General features: G+C 65.1%; 20 protein-coding genes. 10 read left to right on the top strand and 10 right to left on the bottom strand.

Annotation, left to right across the window (positions count from 1 at the left end; genetic code table 11):
• The first annotated feature begins 108 nt into the window (after positions 1 to 108).
• Complete coding sequence (locus VF34_RS12435; protein WP_027494706.1) at positions 109 to 753, top strand: TetR/AcrR family transcriptional regulator; 645 nt, start codon at positions 109 to 111, stop codon at positions 751 to 753.
• A 16-nt stretch (positions 754 to 769) separates the two neighbouring features.
• Here the strand turns inward: VF34_RS12435 and VF34_RS12430 are convergent, their stop codons facing one another.
• The 4 genes from VF34_RS12430 to VF34_RS12415 are packed head-to-tail and all read right to left on the bottom strand — an operon-like array spanning position 770 to position 5,159.
• Positions 770 to 1,603, bottom strand: coding sequence for an SDR family NAD(P)-dependent oxidoreductase (locus VF34_RS12430; RefSeq protein WP_045841496.1), 834 nt, complete (start codon positions 1,601 to 1,603; stop codon positions 770 to 772).
• Entirely contained in the window at positions 1,600 to 3,123 is a 1,524-nt protein-coding gene (locus VF34_RS12425) for a flavin-containing monooxygenase (RefSeq protein ID WP_045841495.1), read from the bottom strand. Before VF34_RS12425 ends, VF34_RS12430 begins: the two co-directional genes overlap by 4 nt.
• A 15-nt stretch (positions 3,124 to 3,138) precedes the next feature.
• Positions 3,139 to 4,248 (bottom strand): PDR/VanB family oxidoreductase, encoded by a 1,110-nt coding sequence (locus VF34_RS12420; RefSeq protein ID WP_231578218.1) that lies wholly within the window; start codon positions 4,246 to 4,248, stop codon positions 3,139 to 3,141.
• Positions 4,245 to 5,159, bottom strand: coding sequence for a metal-dependent hydrolase (locus tag VF34_RS12415; protein WP_045841494.1), 915 nt, complete (start codon positions 5,157 to 5,159; stop codon positions 4,245 to 4,247). The genes VF34_RS12420 and VF34_RS12415 overlap by 4 nt, the downstream gene beginning before the upstream one ends.
• 102 nt (positions 5,160 to 5,261) lie before the next feature.
• Here VF34_RS12415 and VF34_RS12410 point away from each other — a divergent pair, with 102 nt between their 5' ends.
• From VF34_RS12410 to VF34_RS12400, 3 genes are read left to right on the top strand one after another with little or no spacing between them, the layout of a single operon-like run.
• On the top strand, positions 5,262 to 5,843 hold the full coding sequence (locus tag VF34_RS12410) for a TetR/AcrR family transcriptional regulator (RefSeq protein WP_032368713.1): 582 nt from the start codon (positions 5,262 to 5,264) through the stop codon (positions 5,841 to 5,843).
• A 23-nt stretch (positions 5,844 to 5,866) separates the two neighbouring features.
• A complete protein-coding gene (locus VF34_RS12405) occupies positions 5,867 to 6,922 on the top strand; it encodes an ABC transporter substrate-binding protein (RefSeq protein WP_082079187.1) in 1,056 nt (351 codons plus the stop codon).
• A gap of 10 nt (positions 6,923 to 6,932) precedes the next feature.
• Positions 6,933 to 7,820 carry a siderophore-interacting protein gene (locus tag VF34_RS12400; protein ID WP_045841492.1) on the top strand — a complete coding sequence of 296 codons (888 nt, stop codon included), beginning with the start codon at positions 6,933 to 6,935 and terminating at the stop codon, positions 7,818 to 7,820.
• A gap of 15 nt (positions 7,821 to 7,835) precedes the next feature.
• On the opposite strand, the gene VF34_RS12395 is transcribed toward VF34_RS12400, so the two are convergent.
• Positions 7,836 to 8,447, bottom strand: coding sequence for a TetR/AcrR family transcriptional regulator (locus VF34_RS12395; RefSeq protein ID WP_045841491.1), 612 nt, complete (start codon positions 8,445 to 8,447; stop codon positions 7,836 to 7,838).
• Between the two features lie 138 nt (positions 8,448 to 8,585).
• Between VF34_RS12395 and VF34_RS12390 the strand changes: the two genes are divergently transcribed.
• From VF34_RS12390 to VF34_RS12370, 5 genes are read left to right on the top strand one after another with little or no spacing between them, the layout of a single operon-like run.
• Positions 8,586 to 10,013: a flavin monoamine oxidase family protein gene (locus VF34_RS12390; RefSeq protein WP_045841490.1), complete on the top strand. Its 1,428-nt coding sequence runs from the start codon at positions 8,586 to 8,588 to the stop codon at positions 10,011 to 10,013.
• Entirely contained in the window at positions 9,995 to 10,474 is a 480-nt protein-coding gene (locus tag VF34_RS12385; protein WP_052718666.1) for an SRPBCC family protein, read from the top strand. The genes VF34_RS12390 and VF34_RS12385 overlap by 19 nt, the downstream gene beginning before the upstream one ends.
• Entirely contained in the window at positions 10,471 to 11,406 is a 936-nt protein-coding gene (locus tag VF34_RS12380; protein ID WP_032384200.1) for a carbohydrate kinase family protein, read from the top strand. The genes VF34_RS12385 and VF34_RS12380 overlap by 4 nt, the downstream gene beginning before the upstream one ends.
• Positions 11,406 to 12,068, top strand: a complete 663-nt coding sequence (locus VF34_RS12375) for a class II aldolase/adducin family protein (protein WP_045841489.1) — start codon at positions 11,406 to 11,408, stop codon at positions 12,066 to 12,068. Before VF34_RS12380 ends, VF34_RS12375 begins: the two co-directional genes overlap by 1 nt.
• A gap of 3 nt (positions 12,069 to 12,071) precedes the next feature.
• Positions 12,072 to 13,271 carry an MFS transporter gene (locus VF34_RS12370; protein ID WP_045841488.1) on the top strand — a complete coding sequence of 400 codons (1,200 nt, stop codon included), beginning with the start codon at positions 12,072 to 12,074 and terminating at the stop codon, positions 13,269 to 13,271.
• Here VF34_RS12370 and VF34_RS12365 read toward each other — a convergent pair whose 3' ends face one another.
• The 5 genes from VF34_RS12365 to VF34_RS12345 all read right to left on the bottom strand — a co-directional run bounded on the left by VF34_RS12365 (position 13,272) and on the right by VF34_RS12345 (position 19,800).
• Entirely contained in the window at positions 13,272 to 14,849 is a 1,578-nt protein-coding gene (locus VF34_RS12365) for an acyl-CoA synthetase (RefSeq protein ID WP_045841487.1), read from the bottom strand.
• A gap of 134 nt (positions 14,850 to 14,983) precedes the next feature.
• The gene (locus VF34_RS12360; protein ID WP_306427547.1) at positions 14,984 to 15,613 is read right to left on the bottom strand and encodes a TetR/AcrR family transcriptional regulator; all 630 of its coding nucleotides are present in this window, start codon (positions 15,611 to 15,613) and stop codon (positions 14,984 to 14,986) included.
• A 28-nt stretch (positions 15,614 to 15,641) separates the two neighbouring features.
• Positions 15,642 to 17,816: a 3-hydroxyacyl-CoA dehydrogenase NAD-binding domain-containing protein gene (locus VF34_RS12355; protein WP_045841486.1), complete on the bottom strand. Its 2,175-nt coding sequence runs from the start codon at positions 17,814 to 17,816 to the stop codon at positions 15,642 to 15,644.
• Between the two features lie 24 nt (positions 17,817 to 17,840).
• Complete coding sequence (locus VF34_RS12350; protein WP_045841485.1) at positions 17,841 to 18,995, bottom strand: acyl-CoA dehydrogenase family protein; 1,155 nt, start codon at positions 18,993 to 18,995, stop codon at positions 17,841 to 17,843.
• A gap of 106 nt (positions 18,996 to 19,101) precedes the next feature.
• Positions 19,102 to 19,800, bottom strand: a complete 699-nt coding sequence (locus tag VF34_RS12345; RefSeq protein WP_045841484.1) for a FadR/GntR family transcriptional regulator — start codon at positions 19,798 to 19,800, stop codon at positions 19,102 to 19,104.
• Between the two features lie 192 nt (positions 19,801 to 19,992).
• Between VF34_RS12345 and VF34_RS12340 the strand changes: the two genes are divergently transcribed.
• Positions 19,993 to 21,363 carry an SLC13 family permease gene (locus tag VF34_RS12340; protein WP_045841483.1) on the top strand — a complete coding sequence of 457 codons (1,371 nt, stop codon included), beginning with the start codon at positions 19,993 to 19,995 and terminating at the stop codon, positions 21,361 to 21,363.
• The last annotated feature ends 66 nt before the right edge of the window (positions 21,364 to 21,429 follow it).

Raw genomic sequence — 21,429 nt, 5'->3', positions numbered from 1 at the left:
GTGACACTATCGTCACCTATGACTAATTGGTCAGTCAAGAGTGTTGACAAATTCGTCAGCGGTGAGGAAGGGTCAAGGCGGCGACAAGTGCACTCAGGAGTAGGGACCATGACCGAAACCCCGAATCGCCTCGAGCGACGTAAAGCGCGCACGCGCGGTGCCCTGATCTCTGCCGCGCAGAGCTTCATCGCCCGCGGCGAATTGCACGTGCCGATTGCCGAGATCACTCAGGCCGCAGACGTCGGCATGGGGTCGTTCTACAACCATTTCGAGAGCCGAGAGCAGCTGTTCCAGGCTGCGGTCGACGGGGCCCTCGAGCTGTTGGGCATCTACCTGGACTCGTTGAGCGACGACGAGGACGATCCCGCGGAAGCGTTCACCCGGTCGTTCCGCATCGCCGGCCGACTGTTCCGGCAACAACCGGATCTGAGCCGAGTGCTCATCCACTCCGGGCCGGAGTTGATCACCTCGAAGCACGGTCTCGGTCCGCGGGCCTCGCGCGACATCGAAGCCGGAGTACTGACCGGGCACTTCCGCGTGCAGGACACCCAGCTGGCTCTGGCTCTGGCAGCGGGGGCACTGCTGGGCATGGGGCAACTACTGCTCGAACAGCCGGAACGTAGCGACGTCGATGCCGTCGACAACATGGCGCACAGCGTGCTGCTCGCCCTCGGAATGTCCGACGCGGATGCGCGCGAGCTGTGTTCGCGAACCCTGCCTCCGCTGGACGCGGTTCCCAGCGTCGACGCTTAACGGGCCCGTCCGGGTGTCAGTGCGCCCGGCTGTGTTCGAGGTCGCGAATGATATCGCCGACTGCGTTGTCACGCAGTAGCTTCCACTCCAGGATCGGGTTGAGGATCCCACGGAACCAGAAGTACGGTGCCCACACTGCAGGGGCGATCAGCCGTGCTCGACGCGTACGGACCGCGTCGACCAGGAGGTCCGCCGCCCGTGGGGACGGGAGTCGACGGCTCAACGGCCAGGGGAGAAAAGCACCGATCCGCTGGCCCATCGGATCGTTGTCGAGGGTGTGGCGCGCCAGATCGGTGTCGACCACCCCGAAGTACGCCAGACCGGCCGATGCACCGACCGCGGCGAGTTCGATGCGTAGCGCGCGGCCCAGTTGTTCCACGGCTGCCTTACTGACCATGTAGGCAGACCCGTCCATGCCGGGAGTGAATGCAGCACAGGACGATACGAGCAAAATGTGTCCACCACTGGTCACGATCTCGTCCGCCGCGGCGCGGACGATGGTGAGCACACCGCCGAAGTTGACCGCCATGACGGAGTCGAAGACCGCGCGGTCGACGGTCCTGATGGTGGCAGGCGGCGGTGTGATGCCGGCGTTGGCGATCACGATGTCGATCCCGCCGAAGGCGCGCACCGTCGCCTGCACGCACTCCGTCATCGCCTCCGGATCCGTGACGTCCCCGGTCAACAGCAACACCCGTGCAGCACCAGCCGCGTCGGTCGGGAAGTGAAGATCCACCACTGCCACGGACGCACCGGCGGTCACCAGTTTCGCTACGGTCGCGGCACCGATGCCGCGTGCACCGCCGGTCACCAGTGCGACCTTGCCGGTGAGGTCCATGTGGTTCTTCATGCGGACTCCTCGGTGACGGCGAGTGTGCCCGGCACATCGACAGTGGCACTGCGGCAGGAATAGTGGTCGAGTTCGATGGTCGACATACGACGGGTGAAGTTGCGTACCGAACCCGGCCAGTAGGTGACGTTGCGGCCCGATGGGCTCAGGTAGTAGCTGCTGCACCCACCCGAGTTCCACACCGAACCGGCCAACCGTTCGTCCGTGTAGTCCGCGAATTCCGTTTGTGCAGTGCGGGTGACGTCGATTGCGGCCAAGCTTTTGTCGTCCATCGCTCGCAGTGCTGCGAGAACGTAGTTCACCTGCGCTTCGATGGTGACGACCTGCGAGGTGTACACCACCGAATTGGGGCCGAGCACCATGAAGAAGTTCGGAAAGCCGTGCACCGTCGTCCCTCGATACGACGACATCTCTCCGTCGGGCCAGGTCTGCGCCAACGACCGACCGCCACGACCGACGATGCGCCGAAAGCCTGAATGCCCGGCGACGGTGAAACCTGTTCCGAGAACGATGGTGTCGACCTCGTGGACCGTTCCGTCGGTCGTGACGACGCCCTCGGGCACGACGCGGGAGATGGCGGTGGTCTCGACGGTGACGTTGTCGCGGCACAGGGCGGGGTAGAACTTGTTCGAGAACGTCGGCCGCTTGCAGCCGAATGTGTAGGTGGGAGTGAGCTTCTCACGAAGTACGGTATCCTTCACCTGTCTGCGTAGGTGAGCCCGGCCCAGTGCAGTCAACGGCGTCAGCAGGGCGCGGTGCCGAATCAGGCCGGGCACCAGAGCTTCCTGGAACAGATCGAACGTACGACGCATGGCACGCTGAGCCGCCGGAAACTTCCTGAGCGCGGATCTGCCGGACTCGGAGATGGGACGGTCCGGGTGGGGAAGGATCCACGTGGGCGTGCGTTGAAAAAGCGTCAGATGTGCGGCCGACGGAGCGAGTCGGGGTACGAACTGTACCGCCGATGCGCCGGTGCCGATGACGGCAAGACGCCTACCCTCGACCGAATGCTCGTGGTTCCACCGAGCCGAGTGAAAGACGCTGCCCGAGAACGAGTCCAGGCCGTCGATACTCGGAGTGGCGGGTTCACTGAACGGGCCGAGGGCTCCGATCAGAATCCGGGAAGTCCATGTTCCGCCGCTCGTTCGCACGATCCAACGCGCCCGGTCGTCGTCCCACGTCGCGTCGAGCACCTCGTGTCCGAACCGGATTCGATCCCGGATACCGAACCGGTCGGTGCAGTCGTTGAGGTACTGCTCGATCTCGGGCTGCAGCGGATACAGGCGGGTCCAGTCCGGGTTGGGTGCGAACGAGAACGAATACAGCGCCGAGGGAATGTCGCACTGGGCACCGGGATAGGTGTTCACGTGCCACGTCCCGCCGACCGCGCTGTCACGCTCGAAGATCAGAAAGTCGCCGCGGCCTTCCTGTTCGAGCCGTATTCCAGCTCCGAGACCGCCGAAGCCGGCACCGATGATGGCGACGTCGATGTGCGCCGCGGCAGAGTCGTTGTCGGTCATGATGTGTGGCTCCTTCTACAGATCGAGAACGACGACGTCGCCGTCGACCGCGGCGCGTGACACGCACAGGGTGAGTGAGTTCTCGCGTTCGGTGCGGCTCAGCACGCGATCGCGATGTTCGACGCGTCCACCGGTGAGGCCGACGACGCAGGCACCGCAGAAACCTTGGCGGCAGGAGAACGGCTGATCGGGACGGACTCGTCGGAGGGCGTCGAGGGCGGTCTCCTGTGCGCCGACTTCGACGGTGTCGCCGGACCGTGCGAGCTTCAGCACGAACGGGCGGCCGTCGACCACGGGGGCGGGCGCGAACAGCTCGGTGTGGAACTCTCGAACCGCGGTACTTCGGGCGGCCTCCTCGCGGAGCCGGCGCGAGAGTGCCGCGGGGCCGCAGACGTACAGTGCGGAGGATCCCGTCCCGAGATCGACGATGTCCGACGGACTCGGAAGTCCCTCTACGTCATCGGTTTTGACGATCACGTGCCCGCGGGAGGTGAGCGCCAGCCGCTGCAGTTCGGCGACGAAAGGCAGACTCGCACGAGATCTGCCGTGGTAGTAGAGGGTCCACCGTGTGCCGTCGGCGACGGCGCGCTCGATCATGGACCGAATGGGCGTGATGCCGATGCCGGCCGCGACGAACAAGTAGTGCTCGGCGGCGGCCATGGGAAATGCGTTGCGGGGTCCACGGACTCGGAGGGTGTCTCCTGGAACGAGACCGTGTATTTCGGTGGAGGCCGCGCCGCCGGGGATCCCGCGGACACCGATGCGATACCGATCTCCTCCTGCCGGCCGACCTGCGAGCGAGTACTGCCGAACCGAGCCTGCCGGTGTGGTCACGTCGATGTGTGCACCGGGCAACCAGGTCGGCATTGCGCTTCCGTCGCTGCGACGCAGTAGAAGTGAGCGCACGTCCTCGGCCTCGTCGACGATCTCGTCGATGGTGGTCTCGAATTCGTAGCCGACGCATCGGCGCGGTCGCGCCGGGGAGAGGGCGGTGACGACGGACGAGTCGGTGACCAGTCTTGCGTACACCCGAGACGCCGCAGCGATGGCTCGGAGGCCACGGCCGGGGTCGGTCACCGTGTTCTCACCCAGATGGCTGTGCCTCGAGGCTGTTTCGGTGGTCACTGCTGTGCCGCCAGTGCCGCGGGTGACGTCGCCAGGTATCGCACGGCCTTGTCGATGTCGCCCATCTTCGATGGGTGAAAACCCGGTCGGATGTACAGGGCGAGTTGGACGAACAGAAACGACAGGCCAGGTATCAGTTGCTTGCGGGATGCTCGTGCGAAGGCGAGAGGCCAGGGGGTGCGAAGTCGGCGCTTCCCGGTGCGCGGGGTGGCCACCGAGTTCTTGTACAGGTACGCGGCGGTGCTGAACCAGAGCACGGCCAACCCCGCGCTGGCTATCACCGCGGTGCGGGCGCGGCAAAACGCACCCCCGTCGACGTACTGGAATGCGTCGAAGGCAACGTTGCGGTGTTCGAGTTCCTCGGCCCCGTGCCAGCGAAGCAGGTCCAGCATCGTCGGATCGACACCGAGGCGATCGAATTCGGTGTTGTCCAAAAGCCATTCGCCCACTACTGCGGTGAAGTGTTCGGCTGCGGCGTAGATCCCGAGGCGCTCGTTCAGCCACGCTTTGCCTGCGCGGCCGGTGAGGCCGTGGTCGCCGAACACCACGCCCACCGCAAATCGAATGCGCTGCAGGATCGGCTCGATGTCGACTCCGTGCGCGACGAGGTACGTACGAAAGCTCTCGTGCGAGGACGCGTGCGTGGCTTCTTGTCCGACGAATCCGACGACCTCCTCGTGCAGTCTGCGGTCGTCGATGTACGGAAGCGCGAGGGCGAACACGTCGGCCATCGCCCGTTCGCCCTCGGGCAGCACCAGGTGCATCACGTTCCAGAAGTGCGTGGCATACCACTCGTGCGGAATGTACTGCAGCGGAACGCCGGTCCAGTCGAACGTCACCGCGCGGGCCACGATCGCGTAGGACTCGTCCAGGTGGCGCGCGTTCGGGTCGATCGCTCTGTCACGAGACATTCGAGCTCCATTCGTCGAGATGCTGATGCAGTGATGCTACATAGCAACAGATAGTGTTGCAATGTTGCATTCAATTATCGAAGGTGCCGTTAGGATCGGACGATGCATCCAGACGGTGACGACGGGCCGATCCTCGATGCCGCGTTGGAGTTGTTCGGCGAGGTCGGCATCCCCAGAACGACCATCGGGGACGTAGCCAAGCGCGCCAAGATCAACCGGGTGACGGTCTATCGCCGCATCGGCTCCAAGGACGAGCTGGTGCGCGCGGTCATGGCACGTGAGTCGACGAGACTGTTCGTCGCGGTGGCGGCAGCGGCCGCCGAACAATCGTCTCGGGCGGATCGTGCCGCGCACGGATTCGCGACGACGATCGAGTCGGTGCGAACGAATCCCGTCCTGCTCAAGATGTTCGACTCCGAGAGTGCACTGGTACTCGAACAGTTGACGACCAATGCGTCGACCCTGCTCGCGTCTGCAATAGACGCTGCCGCCCAGATCGCCCGGGGAGGGCTGGACTCGGACAGTTTCGCAGTACCAGACGCCCCGGAAATCGTGGTCCGTGTCGTGCATTCGATTCTGCTGACTCCGGCAGCCGGCGCTGCACTCGAGACGTACGACGATCTGCTGGCCTTCGCGCACCGCAGCATCGTGCCGTTGCTTGTCGGCGATGACCACCGCGGCTAGGAGTTAGGCTAGGCTGCCCAGTCATGCCTCGATTCTTCGTGTTCCACGGCCGTGCAACCGGCCGGATGAGACGTTCCGCCGGTGCGCGGCTGTACACGCTCGGCGGCGCTCTTTCCCTGGCCGCGATCGCTCTGGTCGGATGCTCGACCGCCACCACGGAACCGTCGAGTCCAGGCGAGACTGCGAGCACCAGAACTGTGCAGGACTACTTCGGCCCGGTCGAGGTTCCCGACCGACCCGCCCGGGTCGTCGCCGCCGATCCCATCTCGCTGGCTTTGATGCTGTCGCTCGATGTGAATCCCGTGGCCGCGTCCTTCAACCCGCTGGCGCTACCCGCGCACGTCGACGAGCGCATCGGCGACATCGCGAACATTGCGGGTGAGGGTGGCGGCTTCGATCCCAACGTCGAGGGAATTCTGGCTCAGGACCCCGACCTGATCGTGGTGGTCGCCGGGTACGACGGCGAAGGCGAGAAGGCGTGGAACAAGGAGATCTACGACAAGCTCGCCGCCAGCGGAGTGCCGACCTACGGCTTCGCCTACAACGACGGGGTGTCGCTCGAGGATGTCTCGCACGGGGTAGCGGCCGTAGGGGATGCGCTCGGAAAGCAGAGCCAGGCAACGGACCTCATGCAGGGGCTGACCGATCGCATGGCCGCGCTGAAGCAACGGGTTGCCGACGCGGGCCTGGCCGACAAGCCGGTCTCCGCTGTTCGATTGAGCGAGCGTGGGGAGTACTCGATTCGCGTCGGCACGGGTGAGAGCATCGCCTTCCGCGGTGTGGGCATGGCGCAGCCCGAGGGCCAGCAGGATCCCAGTGTGTTCCGTATCGACATCACCGACGAGACGCTGAACATTCTGAACTCCGCCGACACCCTGTTCGTGTACACCGACCAGGGTGCCGACAGTGAACGGGACGCGATCAGTGCTGCACCGCTGTGGTCGACACTGCCTGCGGTGCAGCAGAATCGGGTGCACTGGGTCTCGGCGAGCGTGTGGAATTCGTCGGACCCGATCGGCCTGAACAGGATCATGGACGACATCGAAACGATGTTCGTCGAGCCGGCAGAGCAGAGCTGAACGCCCTGTCATGGCCGGTCGACGTGACGAGGGTGGATATCTCACCGCACGGGTAGTCCAATCGAAACGATTGTCACCGTCGCTGATTCGCGTCGTGTTCGATGCTTCCGCTGCACGCGGGTTCGAGTCGAGCGGAGTGCCCGACGAAATCGTGCACCTGTACTTTCCGGCCGACGGAGAGGACGTACCGCCCGAGATGACCCGACGCGACGGCGTTCTCGCGCACCATGACGACGTGGTTCGTGAATGCCGCAACTACACCGTCCGGTGCTGGGACGAGAACCGGATCACGATCGACTTCGTGGACCACGTCGGCGGCGTGGCCGCGGACTGGGCTCGCTCGGCCGAGCCGGGTACGGCGCTGGGGATGTGGGGAACACGGTCGTGGTACGAGCCGCCCGCCGACACGGAGTGGATGTTGTTGATCGCCGATCTACCGGGGCTACCCGCTCTGTGCCGTGCTCTCGAGCAGCTGCCTGCCGGACTCCGCGCGCATGCGATCGTCGAGGTGGCTCACGACAACGACGTGTTGGACGTTCGATCGGCAGCCTCGGTGACGATGGACTGGAGGGTGGCCGGAAACGGGCGCGCACCATCGCAACTCGTCGATGCTGTGCGCACGTTCCGAGTTCCGGCAGGAAACGGGTACGTCTGGTTCGGCGGGGAGGCGTCGGTGGGTAGAGGCGTACGGAAGTACTTCCGCAGTGAGATCGGCTTCCCTGCTAGCCGCATGGCCATCGTCGGCTACTGGCGAGACGACAAGGAAGCATGGATCGAACGCTATGAGAGAGTGGCCGATTCACTGATCGACGACTACGAGCGAATGGCGGCCACCGGCATGGGAGAGGCCGAGGCCGAAATCCACTGGGACGAGATCCTCGAGCGCGCTGGTTTGTAGCAACGCGGGCTGTGGTCAGGGTGCCCGATCGTAAGAATCCAGAACCCGAAACAGGGCATCTCGCAACGCAGTTCGATTGCCACCCGGTGTCGGCCTTGCGATCTCGTGCAGGGTGTAGCCGTCGATCAAAGCCAGGAAATGCCGAGCCGGTAGATGTGGTTCCGGGATGCCGAATGCTCCGAGCGCCGCCTCGGCCGCTTCCTCGATCATCCGCATGATTCGGTGTACCGAATCCGTCAGCTCGGGTCGTCTGCGTACGGCGAGGTATGCCTCGAACTGGACGAGGGAGTCGTCGTCCTCGGGGGAGGACAGCATCGAGACGAGGTCCATGATCGCGTCGGCGAGATCGTCGCGAGTGAGCCCGCCGGTGTGCGCGACGTCGAGTAGAGCCGTCACTTTCGCTGTCACGTTCTCGGCGATTCGAGTGATCGCGGCATCGATGAGTTCGCCGACCGAGCCGAAGAAATAGCTGGTGGTCGACGGCGGAAAGCCGGCGGCGTCGGCCACGGACCGAAACGAGACACGTTCGAGTCCACGCGTTCCGATCACGCCGATGGCAGCGGCGACCAGCGCGTCGCGGCGCTCCTGGCCACGTGCGTATCGAGTCTTTCGGCGCTCTTCGGTCATCGATACAACGTAGCCGGGGCGCTGTCGTATACCCCCATCGCAGTGCTTTCGAGCAGGCGCTTTCGCCCAATCCTGGCCTAGTGGCCAACATTGAGCTACTGTCGCCGCTACATCGAACAGCCCTGACAAGGAGCACCCATGACCGACATTCCGGAAGCCTCACGTGTGGACGTAGTGGTCGTCGGCGCAGGACTCGCGGGTCTGACCGCCGCCAGGGAACTGACGGCCGCGGGGTTGATCGTCCAGGTCCTCGAGGCCAGAGACCGGGTGGGCGGGCGGACGGTCAACCATGCGATCGGCAGAGGCGCTGTGGTCGAGACCGGCGGACAGTTCGTCGGTCCGACGCAGGACCACATCCTCCGCTTGGCCGCGTCGGTGGGCGTCGGGACGTTCCCCGCGTACGACATCGGATCGAGCATGTACGTCAAGAACGGACGCGCCCGACGCTTCGACGGCGGGGTCCCGCCGGACCTGGCGGCACTTCCAGACGTCGGGATGCTGGTGGCGCGAATCGATCGGGCCGCCGGGCAGATTCCCGTGGGCAGACCGTGGGCTGCACCGCGTGCGACCGAGTGGGACACCCAGACTCTCGCCACCTGGGCCCGGAGGCACGCGGCCACCGACGGTGGAGTGGAGCTACTCGACATCCTGCTCGGTTCGGTGTTCGGTGGCACATCCGCCGACGTGTCGGCGCTCTTCGGCCTGGCGTACATCGCCGGGGCGGGCAACGAGTACACCCCCGGCACCGTCGACCGGTTGATGAGTGTCGCTGGGGGAGCGCAGCAGTGGCGATTTCTCGGTGGCTCGCAGGCGATCTGCATCGAAATGGCGTCGCGACTCGGTGATTCGGTCCGCCTCGATACTCCCGTGCGCCGCGTGGAGCAGTATCCGGATCGTGTGGTGGTGCACAGTGATACCGAATCGTGGGTGGCCCGATCGGTCGTTGTTGCGATTCCGCCCGCTCTGGCTGCCCGAATCGACTGGAGCCCAGCGCTGCCCGCGCCTCAAGAAGCCCTGTTCCAGCGGATGAACTTCGGCGGATTGGCCAAGTGTGAGGCCGTGTATCCCGAACCGTTCTGGCGCGCGAGCGGGCTCTCCGGCCAGGCACTCTTTCGCGACAGCGACGTACCGGTGTCCTCGATGTTCGACAACTCGCCTCCCGACGGAAGCCACGGAGTGCTGATGGGATTCGTCGGCACCTGGGGCGCAGCCTGTCGAGGAGGTCGAAACTGGTCCGAGGGCAACGAATCCGAGCGACGTGGTGAGGTTCTTCGGGCATTCGCCTCCGCGGTGGGGCCGCGCGCACTGGAACCGACCGAATGGATAGAACTGGACTGGACCCGCGAGCAATGGACCCGTGGTGGTCCCACCGCGGTGTTGACGCCCGGCGTCTCGACCGGACTGGGCCGGTGGCGCGACACCGCGTTCGGTCGGGTGCGGTGGGCCGGTGCCGAACACTCCGACTATTGGAACGGATACATGGACGGTGCTGTGCGATCGGGTGAAAAGGCGGCAGCAGAAGTACTTTCGACCGAAGGAGAACTCTCGTGGAACAACGCTTCGTAGTCTCGGCCCATCGCACCCTGTCGGTGAGCCCGGAGGAAGTGTGGGCACTGACCAGTGACACCAGACGCTACGCGGAATGGGTCACCGACGTTCGGGCCGTCACCACGCATCACGGCAGCGCGCGCACCGGCGGTGTCTACACCGAGGAGGTGGCGACGCTCGGTCGCTTCACCAGTCACGCCACATGGACGGTTCGGCACCTGGAACCGAACCGACTGCGGATCGATTCGGGAGAAGGATTCGCGCCGCTGACCAACGTGGCCAACGTATTTCGCTTCGCACCGCTCAGTGACGCAACCTCCACCGCAATGACCTTCGAGTTCTGGTTCGATGTGGCTCCGGGCTGGCTGGGACGTATTGTGCGGCTGATCGCGACCGCCGGGATGTCCGCACGATTCGACGTCTCGATGTGCAACCTCGAGGCGCTGATCCTCTCCGAGCGAACCGCGTCGATCCGATGAGAGAACCGGCGGAAGTCCTCACTCTCGGGGTGCACGTACTCGACACTCTGGTTCGTCCGGTGACCGAGATACCCGACGGTCAGCAGGCCGTACTGGCGGAGCAGATCGCGCTATCGGCCGCGGGCACCGCCGCGGGAACGGCGCTGGTGCTGTCCCGACTGGGTGCCGCGGTACACACCGCAGGAGTTGTCGGTAATGATTCGGCAGGCGCGTTTCTCCTGCAGCTTCTCGCCGATGACGGGGTGGACGTCTCCCTCGTTCATCGCATGGACGGGGTGCAGACCTCGGCGTCGGTGTTGCCGATCAGGCCGGACGGATCCCGGCCGGCTCTGCACGTGATCGGAGCCAACGGCTATCTGGCTCGACATGTTCCGTGGAACATGTTTCACAACGTCGACTTTCTTCACCTCGGCGGACCCGAGTTCTTCGGACCGGACACCGCGTGCGACATCGCACGCCGCGCCCGCGAGGACGGCGTCGTCGTCACTGTCGACAGCCTGGCACCGTCCGTTCCGGAAGGACTCGGTGCGTTCGCCGCCGCGCTGCCCCACGTGGACTACCTGCTGCCCAACGACGAGCAGGTCCTCGGCTGGACCGGCTGCGCCTCTGTCGAGGACGGGTGTCGTCGACTGCTCGAGCTCGGAGCGTCCTGCGTGGTGGCCACCGCGGGGGCGTCGCCCACTCTCGTCGTCACGGCCGACGGGGCCGTCGAGGTCCCCGCATACTCCGTGGACGTGGTGGACACCAGCGGATGTGGAGATGCGTTCTCGGCCGGGTTCGTTCGTGGCCTGTCCCTGAATCTGAACATCGTCGAGTCGGCCGAACTGGGCAATGCGACCGCCGCGCAGGTGGCGCAGGGCCTCGGTACCGACTTCGGCACCTACGACCTCGACTTCGTCCGAAAGTTCGCACGTACCTGCAGGACCATCTGATGCCGGCCGACGTGGACGAGCTACGGCAGTCCGTCGCCGAGACCGCCCGGCAACTGGGCCGACGGGGCCTGGTTCTCGGCACCGCAGGCAATGTCAGCGCACGCGCGGGTGATGTGGTGGCGGTGACGGCGACCGGACTGGTGTTGGCGAACGCCACGCTCGAGGACGTCACGCTCGTCGGTATGGACGCAGTCGTACGTGCAGGTGCGTGCGAGCCGACCTCGGAACTCGGCCTGCACCTCGGCATCTACGCGTCGTCCGAGGTGCAGGCGGTGGTGCATGCGCATTCTTCTGCAGCCGTTGCTCTTTCGCTCGTCGCGGACGCACTGCCGCCCGTGCACTACGCGCAGCTGGCCCTCGGCGGCAGGGTCCCGGTGGTGCCGTTCGCGCCGTTCGGTACGGCCGAGCTCGCCGACGCGGTGGTGGCGGCGATGCATTCGAGGTCGGCGGTGATCATGGCCCATCACGGATCGGTGGCCACCGGTCACGATCTCGGGGCCGCGCTGTCGAACATCGAACTGCTCGAATGGCTCTGCGGGGTCTACCTTTCCGCCGCGTCGGTGTCGAACCCGCGCACCCTCGACGACGCGCAGCTGGCGGCGACCCTCGACGAGGTGGTGCGCCGTGCATACGGAACAGCCGCACCCGTACGAAGAGACTGATCGATGACCGCCCGGGTGCGCCCGCTCTGGATTGCCGTGTTCTCCATGGCGTGGCTGGGCTATTGGATGGCCGATCTGGTTCCGCTGCAGCTGCTTCTACCCGAGCGGTTGCAGGAGATCGATCCGCAATCGAAGGTGTTCGACTTCGCCGTGATCAACGCGGTCTCTGCCGTGGTGCTTCTGATCGGTCTGCCTGTGTGCGGGTCGCTGTGCGATCGCACTCGCAGCAGGTTGGGGCGACGGCGCGTCTGGTTCGGCGGCGGTGTCCTGTTCTTCGCCGGTGCGTTGGTGGTCACCGGGCTGCAGAACACCGTCTTCGGAATCGGGGCGGCGTGGTCGGTAGCGATGCTCGGATTGAATGCTGCAACAGCAGGCTTGACAGCCGTGGTGGCCGACCGTGTGGCGGACGAGCAGCGTGGAACGGTGTCGAGTGCGATCTATGCGCCACAGGCACTGGGCGTGGTGGCGGGCCTGGCCCTGGTGTCCACGCTCGCCCTGTCGGTACTGGGCGGGTACTTCTGCGTGGCGATCGCCCTGGTGATCTGCGCGGTGCCGTTTCTGCTGTCGTATCGCGAAACTGACTCAGCGACAGCGCTGTTGAGCCTACACAGCATCGTGGCCTCGCTGCTCGTTTCTTTGCGTCACCGCGACTTCGCGTGGGTCTTCGGGGGTCGAATCCTGGTCAACGTGGCGAACTCGCTCGGCACCTGCTACTTGCTGTTCTTCCTCACCGACGGCCTTCGAGTCGCCGATCCGACGGCATCGCTGCTCGAGGTCACCGTCGTCTATCTGTTCGCCTGTGTGCTGTGCACGTTCACCTTCGGTCCGTTGTCGGACAGGATGCGTCGCCGAAAGATCTTCGTGGCGGTTGCGGCATCGATGCAGGCCGTTGCCGGCTTCGTCCTGGCGGTACATCCCACGATGGAGGCGACGTTCGTCTCGGCTGCGTTGCTGGGCGGCGGATTCGGCGCGTACATGGCCGTCGATCAGGCACTGGTGACCGGGGTCCTTCCGTCCGCCGACAGTCGGGCGACCGATCTCGGCGTGATGAACATCGGGGCGATCGTTCCACCTGCCATGGCTCCGCTGATCGCGAGCGTGTTCCTCTCCGCCGTCGGTGGGTACCCGGCTCTGTTCGCGGCAGTGGGGGTACTGGCCGCACTCGGGGCAGCCGTGACATGGCAGGTGAAATCGGTTCGGTGATCACAGAGTTCGTGTCGTGCCCGGGCGCGAATCCGTCGCGGTTCCGAGCGCTTCCTTCGCGACGTAGGCGTCACGCAGGTCGCGCTTGAGGATTTTGCCTGCCCCGCTCATGGGAAGAGCCGTGACGAACTCGATGGTGCGCGGAGTTTTGTATCCGGCAACGTAGGTGCGGGTGTGCTCGCGCAGTTCGGTCGTAGTGGGTGAGAGTCCCTCGGCCAGAACGACACACGCATGGACACGCTCGCCCCATTCCTCGTCCGGAACGCCGATCACAGCGCAGGCCAGAACGGCGGGATGACGACTGAGCGCACTCTCCACCTCGGCGCTGTAGACGTTCTCGCCGCCGGTGATGATCATGTCCTTCAAGCGGTCGACGACGAACAGGAATCCGTCGGAGTCGAGGTAGCCCACGTCGCCGGTGTGCATCCAGCCGTCTCGAACGGCGGCCGCGGTCTCCTCCGGCTTGTTCCAGTAGCCCAGCATCACATGACCGCCGCGGACGCAGATCTCGCCGACCGAGCCGGTGGGCATCTGCTCGTTGTCGGGTCCGAGAATCTCGATCTCGGAGTGCGGGGCCGCGCGACCGGCCGATCCGATGCGTTCTCCCACATGATGTTCCGGCCACAAAAGAGCTGCGACCGGCGCAAGCTCGGTCATGCCGTAGGCCTGCGTGAGGCGGGCCTGCGGAAGCCTGGCCAGGGTCCGCTCGAGCACGCCGGCGGAGATGGGCGATCCTCCGTACAGGACGCGGCTCAGCGACGAGGTGTCGAACTCGCTCAACGTGGGGTGGTCGACGAGCAGCTGAATCATGGTCGGCACCAGCAACACATCGGTGACGGAGTGCCGCGCAATTGCGCCGAGGACGGCGGTCGGCTCGAAGAACGGAACCATGACATGGGTGCCACCGAGCATGACCTGACCCACCCATGCGGCCAGATCGGCGAGATGGAACATCGGGGCGGCATGGAGAAGAACCGAGGCGTCGTCGAGCAGCTGTCCGGTGGCCACCGTCCCCAGGCCGGAGGTCACCAGATTCGCGTGCGAGAGCATGACGCCTTTGGGGAATCCTGTGGTGCCGCCGGTGTAGAAGAGGCCGGCCAAGGCGTCACCACTGCGTCGTACATCGGGAACGGGACCGTGGGATGCCACCAGATCCTCGTACGACACCATGCCGTCAGGGGTGGAACCGTCCCCGCAGTAGACGACGGTGGCCAGGTCGGGGCACGACGCGCGTAGAGCCGGAACCATCGCCCCGAAGGTGTCGTCGACGATGAGTACCTTGGTCCCGGAGTCGTTGAGTGCATACGCAACTTCGACGGGTGACCACCGAATGTTGACGGGATTGAGCACGGCATCGGCCCACGGGACCGCAAGCAGGTACTCGGAGTAGCGGTCACTGTTGAACGCCAGCATTGCCACTCGATCGCCGCTCTCGACTCCGACGGAATGCAGACCGGCCGCCAACCTCGCCACACGATCGATCTGTTCCGAGAAGGTGCGCACGCGATCGCCGAACACCGTTGCAGCGCGATCAGGTGTGGTGGCTGCGGAGCGATGGAGGCCTTGAGTGAGATACATGGCGAGGTCCCTTGTGCGAGAGGGGGCGCGGTACGCCCGAGTGAATACGGTCACAGTTCCACCTTGTTGGCGTGGTGTCAATAGCGAAGCCGTGAGTGATCGACGGGATGTGAACCGTGAAAAGGATTGCCCAGCTACCGTTCTGGGGCGTTGTCGAGAGAGCGTGCGGTGGAGAGAACGGTGACGAGCACGTCTGTCAGAAGTGTTTCCACCTGGTCCCGGGTCAGCGTGCCGCGCACCAGCCACTCGCGACCTGCCGCCTTCACCATGCCGCCGAACGCCCGCACTGCCGACGTTGCGATGCGTCTGTCGCCGCGGTGTGTCTCGAAAGCCGTTGCGTCCAAGACGCGCTCGGCGGCAAGGTCGTCCGCCTCGTCCAGAATCTGCGCCACCTGCTGGTCCACGCCCGAGCCGCTCGCCACCGACACCCACGCCGTTCCGTGTGCCTCGATGACGCCGACCAGCCAGTGCACACTCCCGCGAGCCCTCTCCTCGACCGAGCCCGTGGGCAAGTGCACGTCCTCGATCGGCGGCACGGTGACCAGGAAACGAACACACTCGAGGTACAGATCGCGTTTGCTGCCGATGTAGTGATGAATGAGCCCGCGTGCAACACCCGCAGCCGCAGCCACGTCGGCCATGGAGACCTCGGCGTACGGCTTGTCGCCGAACAAGCGAACGGCGGCGGCCAGGATCTGGGTCCGTCGCTCGTCCGGTTCCAGTCGATTCCACTTGGGTGTGCTTGCAGCCGGCATGGTTGTCATGATCGCACCGAACCGAGCGAGCGCGATCTCAGAGGTACCGCTCGGTGCGTGCTCGCAGCGACGCCGGTACGACGAACCTGTCGCCGTATCGCGCCCGCAACTCGTCGGCTCGGTGCACGAATCCCGGGAGACCGCCGTCGAACTGATTGACGAACTGCAGCACACCGCCGGTCCAGGCAGGGAAGCCGATACCCAGAATGGAACCGATATTGGCGTCGGCGACTGTTCGGAGAACGCCCTCGTCGAGGCACGCCACCGAATCCAGCGATTGGGCGACGAGCATGCGATCCATCATGTCCTCGAACGGAATTCCGTGATCGGGGTCATGGTAGTGCTCCACCAGGCCCGGCCAGAGCCGGACCTTGCTGCCGTACTCGGCGTACTCGTAGAACCCGCGCCCCGCCTTGCGGCCCGGACGGTCGAACTCGTCGACGAGGCGATCGACCAGGGCGTACGAATTCGAGACGATCCAGGGGCGACGGTCCGCGCGAGCGGCCTCGGCCATGCCCTCGCGGATGTGCCGCGACAGGGTCAACGAAATCTCGTCCATCAGAGCCAGTGCGCCGGACGGGTAGCCGGCCTGGAGTGCGGCCTGCTCGACGGTGGCCGGATGCACGCCCTCCGCGACCAGCGAGATCGCCTCGTCCATGAATCGGCCGATGACGCGGGTGGTGAAGAAGCCGTGATTGTCGCCGACGACGATGGGTGTCTTGCCGATCAGGCGGACGAAGTCGAATGCGCGGGCAAGAGCGGAGTCGCTGGTGTGTTCTCCCACCACTATCTCCACCAACGGCATCTTGTCGACGGGGGAGAAGAAGTGCGTGCCGATGAAGTCGCCGGCTCGCGAAACAGAGTGCGAGAGTTCGGTGATGGGGAGGGTGGAGGTGTTCGAGCACAGCAGCGCGTCGGCGGTCAAGTACTTGTCGACGTCCTCGAACGCACGCTGTTTGACGGCGGGATCCTCGAACACTGCCTCGACGACCAGATCGCACCCCTCGGCGTCCGCCGCGTCGGAGCTGGGGGTGATGAGCGCGAGCACCGCATCGGCATCGGCCTTGCTTGCGCGGCCTTTCGCGACGGCTTTACCGAGAACCGAACGTGCATAATTCTTCCCGCGCTCGGCGGATTCGATCGAGACATCGCGGAGGATCACCGGAACCCCGGCCGAGGCGACGACGTAGGCGATGGCGGCACCCATCATTCCGGCCCCGATCACCAGCACTTTCTCCGGAACTCGATGTGGTTCGGCCGGAGGGCGGGAAGCGCCTTTGGTGATGGAGCCGAGATCGAAGAACATCGACTGGATCAGGTTGCCCGAGATCGGCTCGCAGGCGAGCGATGTGCAGTAGCGGGTTTCGACGAGCGAGGCGGCCTCGAAGTCGAGTACCGATCCTTCCACTGCCGCGGCAACGACCGCGATGGGGGCAGGCATCGGCGCGCCCTTGACCTGTTTACGTACCGTCGCCGTGAGTGCCGGCAGCTGCGCGGCCACAGCCGGTGCTGCCGCAGTACCGCCGGGGATTGTGAATCCCTCTCTGTCCCAGGGTTGGAGGGCCTCGGGATTGGCGGCAATCCAGGAACGTCCCTGCGCCATCATCTGCTCGTGGGTGTCGACGACCTCGTCGATGAGTCCGAGTTCGAGGGCCTGCGTCGGCCGATACCGCTGGCCCTGGCCCACGACCTGTGTCAGAGCCTCGACGATGCCGAACATGCGGACCGTCCTGGTGACGCCACCGGCCCCGGGCAGCAACCCCAGGGTCACCTCGGGCAGCCCGAACCGAGCCTTGCTGTTGTTCAGGGCAATTCGATGATGGCAGGCCAGGGCAATCTCGAAACCACCGCCGAGCGCGGTGCCGCCCAGTGCGGCCACGACCGGCTTGCCGAGCGTCTCGAGCCGCCGAAACTTGTCCTTCGTGAAATCGAGCGCACCCGCGATGGCTGCATGGTCGGACGGACCGGCGTCACGCAGCAATTCGAGGTCGCCACCGGAGAAGAACGAATCCTTGCCCGACGTGACGATGATGCCGTCGTACGCATCGAGTTCGGTCTCGAGCCAGTCGACGGTCTGCTCGAGCGATTCACCGAATGCCGCGTTCATGGTGTTCGTGGAATGCGCAGGATCGTCGATCGTCAGAACGACGATACGGTCGGTACCGATCTCGCCGGTGATGGTGGAAGTGTGCAGTGCGGCTGGGCTAGTCATCGGGTCCTCGGGTCGGTGCGGGTTCTACAGAGAGCGAGAGATGAGGTCTTTCATGACTTCGTTGGCACCGGCATAGATGCGGGCGATGCGACCGTCGACGAACATGCGGGCGATGGGGTATTCCTCCATGTAGCCGTAGCCGCCGAAGAGTTGCAGGCAGCGGTCGACCACCTCGAATTGTCGATCGGTGGTCCAGTACTTGACCATCGCGGCCGTCGTCACGTCCAGTGAACCCGAAATATGTTGGGCCACTGCGTCGTCGACGAAGGTGCGGACGACGCGTCCGATGGTGGCGCATTCGGCGAGCTCGAACTTGGTGTTCTGCAGGTCGAACAGTGTCTTGCCGAACGCGTTTCGTGTCTTGGTGTAGTCGACGGTCTGCTGGACGGCGGCCTCGATCATCGCGGCGGCGGCAATACCGCAGATCAGCCGTTCCTGAGGAAGCTGCTGCATCAACTGCGCGAAGCCGCGACCTTCTTCACCCAGGAGGTTGGCAGCCGGAACACGTAGACCGTCGAAGCTGAGTTCTGCTGTGTCCTGGCCTTTCTGGCCGATCTTGTGCAGTACCCGGCCGCGGTGGAAACCTTCGGTGTCGTCGGAGACCTCGGCGACGAGCAGCGACAGCCCCCGCGCTCCGGCGGCCGGATCGGTCTTGGCGGCGATGATGATCAGATCGCAGTGAGCTCCGTTGGAGATGAACGTCTTTCCGCCCGTGACCACGTATTCGTCGCCGTCGCGCACCGCGCGGGTGGTGATGCCTTGGAGGTCGGATCCGGTGCCCGGTTCGGTCATCGCGATCGCGCCGATCCACTCGCCCGAGCACAGCTTCGGCAGCCACTGCTGCTTCTTCTCCTCGGAGGCGTAGGCCAAGAGGTAGTGCGGAACGATGCCGCTGTGCACACCCAACTGCATGGCCGAGTCGCCTGCGCGGACCTGCTCCTCGAACAGCACCGCCTCGTGGCGGAAGTCGCCGCCGCCTCCGCCGTACTGCTGGGGTATCGACATTCCGAGGAGTCCATGGCTGCCCGCACTCCGGTAGACCTCGCGGCTGGGGCGTCCGGCCGCCGCGAATTCCTCGCGGTGCGGCGCGACCTCCTTCTCGAAGAAGCTGCGGGCGAGCTGTCGGACGTCGGCGAGCTCGGTGGTGACGTCGTCGGTGCGGTCTGCGAGTGCAGTCATGGAGGGTCCTCGGGTCGGAGCGTACGACGCGTTGTTGGCGCTGTGCCAATAACGATGCACCGACGTGGCCACGGATGTCAACCATGTTCTGCGGCGGGTGAGTTCTCTAGCTGTCCGTGGAGCGGAGCAGTGCAACGTCCGAGACGAGGCGGATGTGCTCGGCCATCGCGCGTCCGGCCTCGGCCGAATTCTGTTGCCGCACAGCGTCGGCGATGCGGCGGTGGTGTTCCAATGAAGTCTGCGGACGGTTCGACTGCGACAATGATTCGATTCGAGTTTCGCGAATCAGGCCGGCGATTTCACCCATGAGGCGGGCGAGTAGCGGCGAGTGTGCGGCTTCGGTGATGGCGTGATGGAACAGCTCGTCGCCGGAGTCGCCGCGATTTCCGTCGGTGATTTCCGAGGCCATCACCGACAGAGCGTGGTCGATCGCCGCCATTTCGGCGTCGCTGCGACGGGTTGCGGCGAGCTCGGCGAGCTTGACCTCGAGTGCCTCACGGGCTTCGATCACCTCGGGCAGGCGATCGGCGTGCTCGCGCAGTGCGCGAATAGCCATGTCCCCCACTGGCCGTCGCACGAGTACCGCTCCGTCGCCGTGGCGGACGGCCAGTATGCCCTGTACTTCGAGTGCAACGAGGGCCTGGCTCAGTGAGGCTCTGCTGACGCCGAGGTGACCCGCCAGTTCACGCTCGGGCGGGAGGCGATCGCCGGGCTTCATGTCGCGATCGGCGATGTGTCTGCACAGCTGCTCCACGATGACCTCGTACAGCCGTGGTCGGGTCACCGGGCGAATTTGCTCAGCCACTGTGTCACTCGCTCTCTGCTCCTCTGGACCCCCACCTTAACCGTCGGGTAGGTAGTGGCTCGGGTCATAGCAACTGTTGACAAGTGATCCACTTCACTGGTTCAGTCTGTAAAGACTCAGTGGCTAGTCCAATTGGCCACGGAACCCGAGCGCCCGCTCGGGGGACAACCTCAGACGAACCGGAGACCTTCGATGTCGACCGAGTTGATACCCATCATTGCGCTCGTCGTCATGTTCCTCGCTGCGACCGTGTTCCCGGTGAACATGGGCGCGCTGGGGTTCGTGGCGGCGTTCTTCGTCGGAACCATTGCCGTGGGCATGGGCACCGACGACATCATCGCCGGCTTCCCGAGCAGCTTGTTCCTGACGCTGGTCGGTATCACCTACCTCTTCGCGATCGCCCAGAACAACGGCACTGTCGACCTCCTGGTCCGCGGTGCGGTGCGGCTGGTCGGTGGCCGGGTCGCCCTGATTCCGTGGGTCATGTTCGGTATCACCGGCGTGCTGACCTCCATCGGAGCGCTGGGACCGGCAGCCGTGGCCATCGTCGCACCGATCGCACTCGGCTTCGCGGCGCGGTACAAGATCAATGCCCTGCTCATGGGCATGATGGTCATTCACGGCGCACAGGCGGGCGGGTTCTCGCCGATCAGCATCTACGGCGTCACGGTCAACAACATCGCTCAGAAGGCGGGTCTGGTCGACAGCCCACTCACCTTGTTCCTGGGCAGCATGCTGTTCAACGCGGCAATCGGTGCGTTGCTGTTCATGTTCCTGGGCGGACGCGCACTTCTCGGACGTAGCGTGCACGACGAGGACGGCACCCGCCCCGAGGGAGATTCGGGCGGAGTAGGCGGGGGCGGCTCGAGGACTGTGATGCGCGGCTTCGGATCGTCGACGCCCAAGCCGTCCGGTCAGACGGTCACGGTCGAGAACGCGCCACCTTTGGCCACCGCCGTCAAGGCCATCACGTTCGATCAGATCCTCACGCTCGTGGGGCTGGCCTCGCTGGCGTTGTTCTCACTCGTCCTCGATCTCGATGTCGGCTTCGTGTCGATGACGGTCGCCGTGGTCCTCGCCCTGGCGTCGCCCAAGGCGCAGAAGGGTGCGATCAACCAGATCAGCTGGTCGACGGTATTGCTCATCGGCGGCGTGCTGACGTTCGTCGGCGTGCTGCAGGAAGCCGGCACGGTCGAGTACGTCGGTGATGCGGTTGCCGGCATCGGTATTCCGCTGCTCGTGGCTCTGTTGCTGTGCTACATCGGTGCCATCGTCTCGGCGTTCGCGTCGTCGACCGCCATCCTCGGCGTCACCATCCCACTGGCCGTCCCGTTCCTGCTCGCCGGCGAGGTCGGTGCCATCGGCGTCATCGTGGCCCTGTCCATCGCCTCGACGATCGTCGACGTCAGTCCCTTCTCCACCAACGGCGCTCTGGTGCTGGCCAATGCCCAGGACATCGATCGGGACGTCTTCTACAAGCAGATCCTGAAATACAGCGCGTTGGTCGTCGTCGTCGGTCCGTTGATCGCCTGGGCGGTACTGGTCGTGCCCGGCTGGCTCTAGCTCTCGAGCTGCGCGGACGTCCGAGAACTCGATCTTGACTTCCCCCCGGATCGCTGGTCCAATGAA

It is taken from the genome of Rhodococcus sp. PML026, from assembly GCF_000963615.1.
GTDB classification, from domain to species: domain Bacteria; phylum Actinomycetota; class Actinomycetes; order Mycobacteriales; family Mycobacteriaceae; genus Rhodococcoides; species Rhodococcoides fascians.
Note: the sequence above shows the minus strand (reverse complement) of the source record. Positions and strands in the feature narration are given on the sequence as shown.